The organism is Pigmentiphaga sp. CHJ604, from assembly GCF_036972535.1.
Lineage (GTDB): Bacteria > Pseudomonadota > Gammaproteobacteria > Burkholderiales > Burkholderiaceae_B > Pigmentiphaga > Pigmentiphaga daeguensis.
This window is the reverse complement of the sequence record NZ_CP136998.1, coordinates 3,936,880-3,949,559: the sequence shown is the minus strand read 5'-3', so window position 1 is coordinate 3,949,559 and position 12,680 is coordinate 3,936,880. Positions and strand designations below refer to the sequence as shown.

Here is a 12,680-nt window from a genome sequence, read left to right as displayed (position 1 = left end):
ACATGACTACACACGCCTTCATCTGCGACGCGATCCGCACCCCCATCGGCCGCTACGGCGGCGCCCTGGCGTCGGTGCGCACCGACGACCTCGCGGCGATCCCGCTCAAGGCCCTGATGGAACGCAACCCCCGGCTGGACTGGGCCGCCGTCACCGACATCATCTTCGGCTGCGCCAACCAGGCAGGCGAGGACAACCGCAACGTCGCCCACATGGCCTCGCTGCTGGCCGGCCTGCCGCTGGAGCTGCCGGGGTCGACCGTCAACCGCCTGTGCGGTTCGGGCCTGGACGCGGTCGGCACCGCCGCGCGCGCGATCAAGTCGGGCGAGGCCGGTCTGATGCTGGCCGGCGGCGTCGAGAGCATGAGCCGCGCCCCGTTCGTGATGGGCAAGGCCGAGACCGCGTTCTCGCGCAACGCGCAGATCTATGACACGACCATCGGCTGGCGCTTCGTCAACAAGCTGATGAAGCAGATGTACGGCGTGGACTCCATGCCCGAGACGGCCGAGAACGTCGCCACCGACTACAAGATCGAGCGCGAGGCCCAGGACCGCATGGCACTGGCCAGCCAGGCCAAGGCCGCCGCGGCCCAGAAGTCCGGTTTCTTCGACGCCGAGATCACTCCCGTGACGATTCCCCAGAGGAAGGGCGACCCCATCGTCGTGACCAGGGACGAGCATCCGCGCGAGACCAGCATGGAAGCGCTGGGCCGCCTGAAGGGCGTGGTCCGCCCCGACGGCACGGTCACCGCCGGCAATGCCTCGGGCGTGAACGACGGCGCTTGCGCGCTGCTGCTGGCCAGCGAGGCCGAGGCGGCCCGCCACGGCCTGACGCCGCGCGCCCGCGTGGTGGGCATGGCGACCGCCGGCGTGCCGCCCCGCATCATGGGCATGGGGCCCGCGCCCGCCACCCGCAAGGTGCTGGCGCTGACCGGCCTGACCCTGGACCAGATCGACGTGATCGAGCTGAACGAGGCGTTTGCCGCGCAGGGCCTGGCGGTGTTGCGCGACCTGGGCCTGGCCGACGACGACGCACGCGTGAATCCCAACGGCGGCGCGATCGCGCTGGGCCACCCGCTGGGCGCCAGCGGCGCGCGGCTGGCCACGACGGCCATCAACCAGCTGCACCGCACCGGCGGCCGCTATGCGCTGTGCACGATGTGCATCGGCGTGGGCCAGGGGATCGCCGTCATCCTCGAGCGGGTCTGATCCCGGCCACGGGCGCCGCCGACGCGGCGTCCGGCACCGATGCCCCGCGGCAGGCGCCCCGGGGCATCGTCGTTTCCGGGCTGGCGAGGCGCTCAGCCCAGCATGCCCACGATCGCGCGTCCGACGTAGCCGTGGCCCGGACTGCCTTTCATCACCACGGTCTGCGCGGCGATCTCGGCCGGCGAGTTGTCGCTTAAGATCCCGTCCTTCTCCAGGCTGATGCGCGCATACGCCTGGAGGCTGGATTCGTAGCCGCGCGTCTCGCCATAGACGGCGCCGCAGGCATCCTGCGGCAGCGCCAGCTGCGAGGTCAGGTACTTGCGGTCGTAGCGCGGGGCGCCGTCAGCGGTGGGGTAGACCTCCAGGTGCAGGTGCGGATAGCGCCCGGGGTAGCAGCCCGGGAAGATGGTCTGGAAGCTGACCTGGCCGTGGGCATCGGCCACCTGGACCCCGCGCAGGAAGTTCTCGTCGCGCAGCTCCCGGGTGTACAGCGAATAGCCGCCGTCGCGCGTGCAATGCCACAGATAGACCGCCCGGCCGGGCAGCGGCGCGCAGCCGGCGCTGACGTCGACCAGCTTGATGGTCAGCTGCAGCGGCACGCCCTGAGCCGTGCCGCCGGCACCGCCGAAGCTGCTGCGCAGGTCGCTGCGCACGACGCCGGACGAGGCCAGGACGTTGGCCGCGTTGCTGGTGGGGCCGCCGCCGTTGGCGGGGTAGGGGCCGGCGGTTTCCTCGGGCAGCGCGATGCAGGTGCCCACGGCCGCGGCATCGCCGGCTCGGGCGAGGCCGGGCAGGCCCAGCGCCGCGGCGCTCGCGCCCAGCATGCGGGTCAGCGCGAGGCGCCGGGCCATCCGGCGCAGGTCGCGTTCCAGTTCGGTCGGGGCAAGCGCCGGTTGCGGTTCTGTCATGTGTCTTCCATCGCGGGTCGCCGTGCCGGGCGAAGGGAGGGGCAGGGGCCGCACGCGGCGCCGCCGCTATGGTACTTCGGCGCGCCGGACCGCGGCATGATCGTTTCGCAAGCATACGAAACCGGGATATGCCGCCGGGCTCAACTGGCCCATTTGCGGTCGAAGTCCATCTTGCGGAAGTGTTCCACCATGAAGTCGATGAAGGTGCGCGTCTTGGCCGGCAGGTACTGCCGGTGCGGGTAGGCCAGGTTGATGGTCAGGCGCGGCAGGTCCCAGTCGTCCAGCACCGGCACCAGCCGCCCCGCCACGATATCGTCGTAGACGATGTACTTGGGCTGGACCAGGATGCCCAGGCCTTCGCGCGCAGCGGCGCACAGGACCTGGCCGTCGTTGGCTTCCAGCACGCCCTTCACCGGCAGCACGCGGACTTCGCCCGCGCGCGAGAAGCGCAATTCGTCGTAGCGGTTGGAATACGTGTAGAGCAGCAGCCTGTGGTTCGCCAGTTCGTCGATGGTGCGCGGCGTGCCATGGCGGTGCAGGTAGCCGGGCGAAGCAGCCAGGATGCGCCGTGTCTCGGCCAGCCGGCGGATGGTCAGGTTGGAGTCGGATTCGTATTCGCGCGTGCGCACCGCCAGGTCGATGCCGTTGTCGATCAGGTCGTAGTAGCGGTTGGCGGTGATCACATGGACGTTGACGTTGGGAAAACGCCGGTTGTATTCGGGCAGCAGCGGCGCGATGTGGCGCATCGCGAACGACAGCGACGAGGTCACGCGCAGATCGCCCACCGGGTTGAGCACCGTGGCGTTGACGGCCGACTCGGCCTCCTGCATCTCGCCCAGGATGTTCTTGCTGCGCCGGTAGAACTCCTGCCCGACCTCGGTCAGGTACAGGCGCCTGGTGTTGCGCTCGACCAGCCGGGCCGACAGGCGTTGTTCCAGCGTGGCCAGATGGCGGCTGGCAGCGGCGGTCGACAGGCCGGCGGCCTCGGCGGCGCGCGTCAGGCTGCCCAGTTCCGCGATGTGGACGAACAGCTCCAGTTCGCGCCAGCGGTCCATGCTTGTCCCTCGATTATTAGCAGAATTGCAAAAGTGATTTCCGTTTGCCGGAGCTATGCCGGCGTTTTCGTCCGGGCTGCGCACTTATAATCCGGAACCTCACGACTATTCCGCCCAATCGGAGCTCTTCATGGCCATCATTTCGCAGGAAGCCCTAGACCAGTTGTTCATGTCCGCCCGCACGCAGAACGGCTGGCTGGACAAGCCCGTGTCCGACGAGCAGCTCAAGCAAGTCTACGACATTGCGAAAATGGGGCCGACCTCGATGAACTGCCAGCCGATGCGCGTGGTGTTCCTGCGCACCCAGGAAGCCAGGGAACGGCTCCTGCCCGCGCTCAGCCCGGGCAACGTGGACAAGGTCAAGGCCGCGCCGGTCACCGCCATCATCGCCACCGACACCCGCTTCTACGAGTTCATGCCGCAGCTCTGGTTCCGCGAGGGCGCCAAGGAAATGTTCGAGGGCAACGCCGCGTTGGCCGCCGCCACGGCCGCCCGCAACGGCACCCTGCAGGGCGCCTATTTCATCATCGCCGCCCGCGCCATCGGCCTGGATTGCGGTCCGATGAGCGGCTTCGACATCGCCAAGGTCAACGCCGAGTTCTTCCCCGACGGCCGCCTGACCGCCAACTTCATCTGCTCGCTGGGCTACGGCGACACGTCCAAGCTGTTCGATCGCCAGCCGCGCCTGTCCTTCGAGCAGGCCGCCACGCTGCTCTGATCCCCGCGACCCGCGGTCCGGCCCCGGCGGCGGCCGGGGCCGGACCGCATCGGGACCGGCTCATTGCTGCTCGATGCCGGCCTTCTGCATGACCGTGCGCCACCGCTCGATCTCGGCGCCGACATGGCTGGCCATCGCCTGAGGCGTGGAGGCCTCCGGCAGGCAGGCCGCCGCCAGCGCCTGTTTGCGGACGTTTTCGTCGGCAAGCACCCGGCGCACCGCCTGGTTCATCTTGTCGACGACGGCGGCGGGGGTGCCGGCCGGGAAGGCCAGCCCGTACCAGGTCGTCACGTCGTAGCCGGCCACGCCCGACTCCAGCGCCGTGGGCGTCTGGGGCAGGCCTTCATAGCGCCGCGGCGACGTCACCGCCAGGGGCTTGAGCTCCCCGGCGCGAATGTGGCCCAGCAGGGGCGAGGCCACGTCCACCAGCAGTTCCACCTCGCCGCTCAGCACGGCGGCCACCGTGTTCGGCGTGCCCTTGTAGGGGACGTGGACGATGTCGATGCCGGTGACCTGGCGCAGCAGTTCGCCGGCGAAATGCTGGGTGCTGCCGATGCCGACGCTCGCGTAGTTCAGCTTGCCGGGCTGCGCCCTGGCCATCTTCACCAGGCCGGCGATATCGGTGGCCGGGAAGTTCTTGCCGGCTGCCACCACCAATGGCTGGGCGCACAGCATGGAGACCGGCGTGAAGTCCTTGACCGAATCGAAGGGCAGCTTGCGGTAGATGGCCGCCGAGACCGCGTGTCCATTGTTCATGACGAACACCGTGTGGCCGTCCGCGGCGGCGCGCGCCACCGTGCCCGCGGCCAGCGTGCCGCCGGCGCCGGGCTTGTTCTCCACCACGATGGGCTGGCCCAGGATTTCCGCCAGGGGCTGGGCCACCATCCGGGCGATGATGTCGGTGCCCCCGCCGGGAGCAAAGCCCACCACCATGCGCACGGGCCGGCTGGGCCAGTCCTGGGCGGCCGCAGGCAGGGCCAGGGTCAAGGCGAGCGCGCACAGCAACGCGCCCGGCCGTTTCGGGTCGGTATGGAACATCGGTAGTCTCCTGTGTGCTTCTTATTGTGGTTTGCCGCCGGCCCGGAGCCGGCGGCAGGCTTTCCCGCGAGGCGTCAGGGCCGCGCGGATCCCGCCAGCCAGGCCTTGCCGCGAGCGTACAGCGCCTGGACTTCCTGGCCGTGCAGGCCGGGCATGGTGGTCTTGACGTCCATGCCTATCTTGACCTGCAGATAGGCCAGGTGGCGATAGCCCTCGGGGAAGCGCGCCAGCAGCGCCGCGTCCAGTTCCGGGCGGGCGGCCGGGTCCACCGGGTCCATCCTGTCTTTTTCGTAGATGGGCTGGCGTTCGACCATGCCCCAGCGGCCGCCGCGCTTTTCCAGGAAATCGTAGAAGCGGCCGGTGCACACCACGTCGCACAGCACGCCGTCCACGGTGGCGCGCTGGGAAATGGTCATCTTGGTCTGGGCGACGGCCCGGTCGCCTTCGCGGTCGATGGTCATGCCACCCAGGAAGTGCAGGATGTTGACCCCGCGCTCCATGCCTTCCCGGCTTTGCCGGATGAATTCGGTGGCCGGGGCCTGGCACCAGGTCGCGTTCATGCGGCCGTCCTCGTGCCAGACGGTGGCGAAGCGTTCCCAGTCGCCGGCGTCGCGCCACAGCGCCCAGTTCTCCACCAATTCGCGTATGGCGAGTTTTTCTTGGTCGTACATGAGTCCTCCAGTCGGGAAAATCAGGGGGTGGACCCGGAGACCGGGTTCAGCACGAAGTCGAAGTCCAGCGTATGGAAGGGCTGCGCGCTGGTGCCGCCGTCGGGCGTGGGGCCGGGCTCGTGCCGGACCCATTGCGCGATCAGCGACGAGCGCACGCCGAATACCGCGTCGGAGTCCAGGTATTGGTCGCCGTCGCGGAAGACGTGGGTGACCAGGGTCTCGTAGCCCTCGGCGCGGATCATGAAATGCAGGTGGGCGGGCCGCCAGGGATGGCGGCCCAGCGCGGCCAGCATGCGGCCGACGGGGCCGTCGTGGGGAATGGGATAGGCTTCGGCCAGGATGGAGCGGAAATGGAAGCTGCCGTCCGGCGCGGAATGGATGCGGCCGCGGCCCCGGTGGGTGGGATCGTCGGGATTCTGCACGTCGTAGAAGCCTTCCGCGTCCGCCTGCCAGACCTCCATTTCCGCGCCGCCGATGGGCGTGCCGTCCACGCTCCTGACCGTGCCGTGCACGAAGCACGGGTCGCCCTTGGCGCCGTTGGCGATGTCGTCTCCCAGCGCGTACTCGGGCGCGCCTTCGACGAAGAACGGACCGAAGACCGTGGCTTCCGTACAGGCGGGTGGCTTGCGGTGGTTCATCGCGGTCACCAGCGTCGACAGTCCGAGCGTGTCGGACAGCAGGATGAACTCCTGCCGCTTGTCGTCGGTGATGTGTCCCGTGGCGGTCAGGAACTCGATGCCCGCGGCCCATTCCGCTTCCGTCAGTTTCACCTCGCGGGCGAATTCGTGCAGGTGCTGCACGAGGCTGGTCATGATCTGCTTCAGGCGGGCGTCGGGCGCCTGGGCGTGCCGGGCCAGCACGGCCTGGGTGATGGTGTCTTCGTTCAGGTTGCGCAAGGCGTGGTCTCCTGGATGCTTGTTTCTTCCGCCTGCCACGGGCGTGCTCAGGTCGGCTACTGTAGACGTGGCCGGGGACGATTTGAATGGAAAAACCGGAAAAGAGTTTTACGCCAGGCGCAAGGGTGGCCCGGGGCGGCACGCTGAAGGTGCAAGGATGGCGGCGGGAAGGAGAGTCGGAGGCGGGCCCGTCCCGGCATGGGCCGGGACGGGCGCCGGCCGGCAGCAGGTCCTAGCGGACGCCGGGGATGCCTTCCAGGCGCGAGCCGGCCTTCAGCCCGCGCTTGGCGAACCAGCCGCGTTCCATTTCCAGTGCGTAGCGCACGGGCTGGGCGGCGCAGTGGCTGTCTTCCGTCCTGGGCGCCATGTCCTCGATGTTGGCGATGGTGCCGTCATCGGCGATGAAGGCCACCGACAGCGGAATCAGCGTGTTGCGCATCCACATGCATTGGGTGCCGGGCATCTCGAAAATGAACAGCATGCCCTGGTTGGGCCCCAGGCGTTCGCGGAACATCAGGCCGCGCTCGCGCGTGGGCGGGGTACTGGCGACCTCGGCGTGGATCAGGTGCATGCCGGCCCGCAACGTTTGCACGGGCAGCGTGGCCTGGGCCGAGGCGGTCGAGGCCAGGAGGGCGGTGGCGATGCAGGCGCCTGCGCCGGCAGCCAGGCGCGGCAGGAAGGAACGTATGCGGGTCATGACGTCGGCAGGGGAGCGGAAAAGGGTAGGGGCGAGCGTCCACGGGGCGGCGCCGCCGCGGAAGGCTCCCGGCGAGGGTAGCATGACCAGGCCCACGACAAGGTTAAAGGCGCGATGGGCCGGCGCTGGGGGGAAAATGTAGGGGCCCGCCGGAGCAGGTGGCTCTGGCGGGCCCGGGCAGTTCAGGCCGCCGGACCGGAGCCGGTCAGGCCGCTTCGCTGATGTTCAGCGCCTGCTTGCCCTTCGGACCCTGGGCCGCCTCGAAGGTGACCTTCTGGCCTTCTTTCAGGGTCTTGAAGCCGTTCATCTGGATGGAGGAGAAATGGGCGAACAGGTCGTCGCCGCCGTCGTCGGGCGTGATGAATCCGAAGCCCTTGGCATCATTGAACCATTTGACGGTGCCGCTACCCCTCTTGCCTTGGCTGATATCGCTGGACATGACGTAATGCCTTCTTGTAGTCGGTTACAACATATGCGAGGCGCGCTCCCCCGGTGCCGTAGGCAGTCGATCGTGCGCTTCGCCGGTGCGAGTTTTGGTGGGTTTGCTACTCCGGGGCTTGATAAACCTGGCCCCAGGCATCAAATAATGGGAAAGATGTCCGGCTGCGTCAAGCTCGGGATGGCCCGGGCATATAGGAGTATGCTGATGGCTTGCGGGGCACTTTCAAGTGGATAGAATAGGCGCATGGGCACCGGGTTCGATTCTCAACCGGATCAGACAACGCTGCTTGAGCGGGAACCGTCGAAGACCAAACCACCTCCAATGTTCACGGTGGTGTTGTTGAACGATGATTTCACGCCGATGGAGTTCGTTGTGCTGGTATTGGAGAAATTTTTCAGCAAGGGGCGCGAGCAGGCCACCCAGATCATGCTCAAGGTGCATCACGAGGGTCGCGGCGTCTGCGGAATCTATCCGCGGGACATCGCCAGGACCAAGATCGACCAGGTAAGCCGTTTCTCACGGCAGAACCAGCATCCGCTTCAGTGCATCATGGAGGAAGCGTGATTTCTCAAGAATTGGAAGTTAGCCTTCACATGGCGTTCGTCGAGGCCCGTCAGGCTCGGCACGAATTCATCACGGTAGAGCATCTGCTGCTCTCGCTGCTCGACAATCCGTCGGCGGCCGAGGTGCTGCGCGCTTGCGCCGCCAACCTGGACGACCTGCGCCGCAACCTGCGCAATTTCGTCAACGACAACACGCCCGTGATCCCGGGCACGGAAGAGGCCGATACCCAGCCCACGCTGGGTTTCCAGCGCGTCATCCAGCGCGCGATCATGCACGTGCAGTCCACGGGCAACGGCAAGAAGGAAGTGGCCGGCTCCAACGTGCTGGTCGCCATCTTCGGCGAAAAGGATTCCCACGCGGTCTATTACCTGCACCAGCAGGGCATCACCCGCCTGGACGTGGTCAACTTCATGTCCCACGGCATCACCAAGCAGCCCCAGCTGGAGTCCTCCAGCACGCCCAAGGAACCCGAGGCGGAAGCCGAGGCCGAGGCCAAGCAGTCGCCGCTGGACCAGTACACCCAGAACCTGAACGTGGCCGCCAAGGCCGGCAAGATCGATCCGCTGATCGGCCGCGACAGCGAGGTCGAGCGGGTCATCCAGGTGCTGTGCCGCCGCCGCAAGAACAATCCGCTGCTGGTGGGCGAGGCCGGCGTGGGCAAGACCGCCATCGCCGAGGGCCTGGCCTGGCGCATCACCGAAGGCGCCGTGCCCGACGTGCTGGCGGATGCCTGCGTCTATTCCCTGGACATGGGCGCGCTGCTGGCGGGCACCAAGTACCGCGGCGACTTCGAGCAGCGCCTGAAGGCGGTGCTCAAGCAGCTCAAGGAAAGCCCCAAGGCGGTGCTGTTCATCGACGAGATCCACACCCTCATCGGCGCCGGCGCCGCGTCGGGCGGTACGCTGGATGCCTCCAACCTGCTCAAGCCGGCCCTGTCCTCGGGCCAGCTCAAGTGCATAGGCGCGACCACGTACACCGAATACCGCGGCATCTTCGAGAAGGATCATGCCCTGTCGCGGCGCTTCCAGAAGATCGACGTCAACGAGCCCAGCGTCGAGCAGACCGTGCAGATCCTGCGCGGCCTCAAGCAGCGGTTCGAGGACCACCACAGCGTCAAGTACTCGTCGGCGGCGCTGTCGGCGGCCGCCGAACTGTCGGCCAAATTCATCAACGACCGCCACCTGCCGGACAAGGCCATCGACGTCATCGACGAGGCCGGCGCGGCCCAGCGCATCCTGCCCAAGTCGCGGCAGAAGAAGGTCATCGGCAAGGCCGAGATCGAGGACATCGTGTCCAAGATCGCCCGGATTCCGCCGCAATCGGTCTCCAGCGACGACCGCAGCAAGCTGGCCACGCTCGAGCGCGACCTGAAGGCCGTGGTGTTCGGCCAGGACGCCGCCATCGACGCGCTGTCCGCGTCCATCAAGATGGCGCGCTCGGGGCTGGGCAAGCCCGACAAGCCCATCGGCGCGTTCCTGTTCTCCGGTCCCACCGGCGTCGGCAAGACCGAGGTGGCCAAGCAGCTCGCCTTCATCCTGGGCATCGAGCTGCTGCGCTTCGACATGTCCGAGTACATGGAGCGCCATGCCGTCTCGCGCCTGATCGGCGCGCCGCCGGGATACGTCGGCTTCGACCAGGGCGGCCTCCTGACCGAGGCCATCACCAAGAAGCCGCACTGCGTGCTGCTGCTGGACGAGATCGAGAAGGCCCACCCCGAGGTCTTCAACATCCTTCTGCAGGTCATGGACCACGGAACGCTGACGGACAACAACGGCCGGAAGGCGGATTTCCGCAACGTCATCATCATCATGACGACCAACGCCGGTGCCGAAACCCTGCAGAAGAACGTGATCGGCTTCTCCGGCGCGCGCGAGCAGGGCGACGAGATGGCGGAAATCAAGCGCATGTTCACGCCGGAGTTCCGCAACCGCCTGGACTCGATCATTTCGTTCAAGGCCCTGAACGAAGAGATCATCCTGCGCGTGGTCGACAAGTTCCTGATGCAGCTGGAAGAGCAACTGCACGAGAAGCGCGTCGAGGTCATCTTCACCGATGCCCTGCGCGCCTACCTGGGCAAGAAGGGCTTCGATCCGCTGATGGGCGCGCGTCCCATGCAGCGCCTGATCCAGGACACCATCCGCCGCGCGCTGGCCGACGAACTGCTGTTCGGCAAGCTGGTCAGCGGCGGCCGGGTGACCGTGGACATGGTCGACGACGAGATCAAGCTCAACTTCGACGATACGCCACCCAAGGCCGCGCCGCAGCCGGAGGTGGAACTGGCTGATTAGGCCCCCCCGTACGCGCTTACGCGCGCCCCCCAGGGGGCGGCACTGGCGGACCGGCGGAGCCGGATCCGCTGTGCCCTGGGTCTGTGTGGGGCCGTCGACGGTTGTTGGCGGCCTGTTTTTTTGCCGCCGGGCCGCCCCCAAGGCAAAAAGCGCCCCCTCGGGGGGCAGCGCCGCCGCGTAGCGGCAAGCGTGGGGGTATTTTTTTGAGGTGTGTGGTTTTGTGGGGTATCTATTAGGGTAAATCTGGGGTAATATTGCTGTACTGCACAAATCACGCCATCGCCCTGTCGGGCACCGGTGTGGCCTTCATGCAGACGATCGGTAACCAAGTGGGTTGACCGAAAACTGCATCGTCTCTGACCTCGTTTTTCCCTTTGCGTTGCGCGCACGGTGATATCGGTCGGCGCCGATGATCCGTCCGGAGCGGCCGTGTCCGTCTCCGCAGCGTAGCGCCAGCTTTCCAGGCTCGATGAATCCGGCCCCGTCCTTGGCGGGGCCATGGCCGCGTTTTTCGCGCGTCCGGGTATGTCCGGTGGGGAAAGGCTTGCGTTGCGCCATACGTAACGTAAGGAATGAATATGTCTTTCACTGAACTCGGCCTTGCTCCCGCCATCGTCGGCGCGCTGACCGAAGCCGGCTTTACCGAGCCGACGCCGGTCCAGGCCCGGGCCATCCCGCTGGCGCTGGAGGGGCACGACCTCATGGTGTCGTCCCAGACCGGTAGCGGCAAGACCGCGGCCTTCATGCTGCCGGCCCTGAACCGGCAGGTCCAGGCTTCGCCGCTGCGCACGCCCGGCGTGCGCGTGCTGGTGCTGACCCCCACGCGCGAGCTGGCCCAGCAGGTGTCGGAAGCCACCCGCACCTATGGCAAGGCGCTGAACTGGCTGCGCACGGCCACGGTCGTCGGCGGCATGCCCTATGGTGCCCAGTTGAAGGCGCTGTCGCGCCGGGTCGACGTGCTGGTCGCGACCCCGGGCCGTCTGCTGGACCACGTCCAGTCCGGCAAGGTGAACCTGTCCGAAGTCGAGGTCCTGGTGCTGGACGAGGCCGACCGCATGCTGGACATGGGTTTCATCGACGACATCGAGGCCATCGTGGCGCGCACGCCCGCCACCCGGCAGACGCTGCTGTTCTCGGCCACGCTGGACGGCTCGGTGGCCCGGATGGCTGCCAAGATGATGCGCGACCCCCAGCGCATCGAGATCGCCAGCCAGAAGGAAAAGCACGCCAACATCACCCAGTCGCTGCTGTACGCGGATGACATGGAGCACAAGATGCGCCTGCTGGACCACCTGCTGCGCGACGTCAACATCCAGCAGGCCATCGTCTTCACCTCGACCAAGCGCGCGGCCGACGATCTGGCCGACACGCTGGCCGACCAGGGCTTCGCCGCCGAGGCGTTGCATGGCGACATGAACCAGCGCCAGCGTACCCGTACCCTGGGCAACATGCAGCGCGGCCGGGTGCAGATCCTTGTCGCCACCGACGTGGCGGCGCGGGGTATCGACGTGCAAGGCATCAGCCACGTCGTCAACTTCGACCTGCCCATGCAGGCCGAGGACTACGTGCACCGCATCGGCCGTACCGGCCGCGCGGGCCGCGACGGCCTGGCGTTCACGCTGGCCGCGCATGGCGAGCGTCACAAGATCCGCACCATCGAGCGTTATACGGACCAGAGCATCCCCGTCCAGGTGATCCCCGGACTCGAGCCGCAGCGCGCGCCGCGGCCCGGCTCCGACCGTCCGCGCCGCGGCGGCCCCGGCGGCAAGCCGGGCTGGCGCCAGGGCGGCCGTGGCGGCTACCAGAATCGTGAAGGCGGGCAGCGGCAGTACGAAGGCCGTGGCCATTTCGACCGCAACCGCGACGAGCGTCCGGCTTTCGGCGACCGTCCGCGCGGCGAGCGCCGCCATGGCGAACCGTCCCAGGGCGAACGCCAGGGCTACGGTGAGCGCCGGTACGAGCCGCGCTTCCAGGACGATCGCCGCGAGCGTTCGCCCGAAGGCCAGGGCTACGCCGCCCGGCCGCGTGGCGACCGTCCGCAGGGCGAGCGCACCTGGGGCGATCGTCCCCGCGCGGCCCGTCCGGAAGGCGATCGCCGCGATGCGCCCGTGCGCCGCTTCGATTCCCGTCGTCGCGCCGCCTGACGGCATCCTGCAAGGCCAACCCGGCGCGGCGGCCAGCCGCCGCGCCCGACG

The 12,680-nt window shown here is 67.8% G+C and carries 12 protein-coding genes; 5 read left to right on the top strand and 7 right to left on the bottom strand.

The features are described 5' to 3' along the window. The first annotated feature begins 2 nt into the window (after positions 1-2). Positions 3-1,208, top strand: a complete 1,206-nt coding sequence (gene pcaF / locus R4823_RS19040) for a 3-oxoadipyl-CoA thiolase (RefSeq protein WP_087839634.1) — start codon at positions 3-5, stop codon at positions 1,206-1,208. Between the two features lie 92 nt (positions 1,209-1,300). Here pcaF and R4823_RS19035 read toward each other — a convergent pair whose 3' ends face one another. Then, positions 1,301-2,116 (bottom strand): intradiol ring-cleavage dioxygenase, encoded by an 816-nt coding sequence (locus R4823_RS19035; protein ID WP_217896322.1) that lies wholly within the window; start codon positions 2,114-2,116, stop codon positions 1,301-1,303. Positions 2,117-2,256: 140 nt separating this feature from the next. Further along, a complete protein-coding gene (locus R4823_RS19030) occupies positions 2,257-3,171 on the bottom strand; it encodes a LysR family transcriptional regulator (RefSeq protein WP_087839633.1) in 915 nt (304 codons plus the stop codon). A 130-nt stretch (positions 3,172-3,301) separates the two neighbouring features. Here R4823_RS19030 and R4823_RS19025 point away from each other — a divergent pair, with 130 nt between their 5' ends. Then, entirely contained in the window at positions 3,302-3,889 is a 588-nt protein-coding gene (locus R4823_RS19025; RefSeq protein ID WP_087839632.1) for a malonic semialdehyde reductase, read from the top strand. 60 nt (positions 3,890-3,949) lie between these two features. On the opposite strand, the gene R4823_RS19020 is transcribed toward R4823_RS19025, so the two are convergent. From R4823_RS19020 to R4823_RS19000, 5 genes are all read right to left on the bottom strand, one after another. Then, on the bottom strand, positions 3,950-4,927 hold the full coding sequence (locus R4823_RS19020) for a tripartite tricarboxylate transporter substrate binding protein (RefSeq protein ID WP_338615821.1): 978 nt from the start codon (positions 4,925-4,927) through the stop codon (positions 3,950-3,952). Between the two features lie 74 nt (positions 4,928-5,001). Beyond that, positions 5,002-5,598, bottom strand: coding sequence for a nuclear transport factor 2 family protein (locus tag R4823_RS19015; protein WP_087839630.1), 597 nt, complete (start codon positions 5,596-5,598; stop codon positions 5,002-5,004). A 20-nt stretch (positions 5,599-5,618) separates the two neighbouring features. Then, positions 5,619-6,494, bottom strand: coding sequence for an intradiol ring-cleavage dioxygenase (locus tag R4823_RS19010; protein ID WP_338615820.1), 876 nt, complete (start codon positions 6,492-6,494; stop codon positions 5,619-5,621). Positions 6,495-6,726: 232 nt separating this feature from the next. Next, positions 6,727-7,191 carry a DUF192 domain-containing protein gene (locus R4823_RS19005; RefSeq protein WP_132979330.1) on the bottom strand — a complete coding sequence of 155 codons (465 nt, stop codon included), beginning with the start codon at positions 7,189-7,191 and terminating at the stop codon, positions 6,727-6,729. A gap of 205 nt (positions 7,192-7,396) precedes the next feature. After that, positions 7,397-7,630 carry a cold-shock protein gene (locus R4823_RS19000; RefSeq protein ID WP_087839627.1) on the bottom strand — a complete coding sequence of 78 codons (234 nt, stop codon included), beginning with the start codon at positions 7,628-7,630 and terminating at the stop codon, positions 7,397-7,399. A gap of 246 nt (positions 7,631-7,876) precedes the next feature. Here R4823_RS19000 and clpS point away from each other — a divergent pair, with 246 nt between their 5' ends. The 3 genes from clpS (at position 7,877) to R4823_RS18985 (ending at position 12,629) form a co-directional block, all read left to right on the top strand. Beyond that, on the top strand, positions 7,877-8,197 hold the full coding sequence (gene clpS / locus R4823_RS18995; RefSeq protein ID WP_087839626.1) for an ATP-dependent Clp protease adapter ClpS: 321 nt from the start codon (positions 7,877-7,879) through the stop codon (positions 8,195-8,197). Beyond that, entirely contained in the window at positions 8,194-10,485 is a 2,292-nt protein-coding gene (clpA, locus tag R4823_RS18990) for an ATP-dependent Clp protease ATP-binding subunit ClpA (protein ID WP_087839625.1), read from the top strand. The genes clpS and clpA overlap by 4 nt, the downstream gene beginning before the upstream one ends. Positions 10,486-11,063: 578 nt before the next feature. Then, positions 11,064-12,629: a DEAD/DEAH box helicase gene (locus tag R4823_RS18985; RefSeq protein WP_279817447.1), complete on the top strand. Its 1,566-nt coding sequence runs from the start codon at positions 11,064-11,066 to the stop codon at positions 12,627-12,629. The last annotated feature ends 51 nt before the right edge of the window (positions 12,630-12,680 follow it).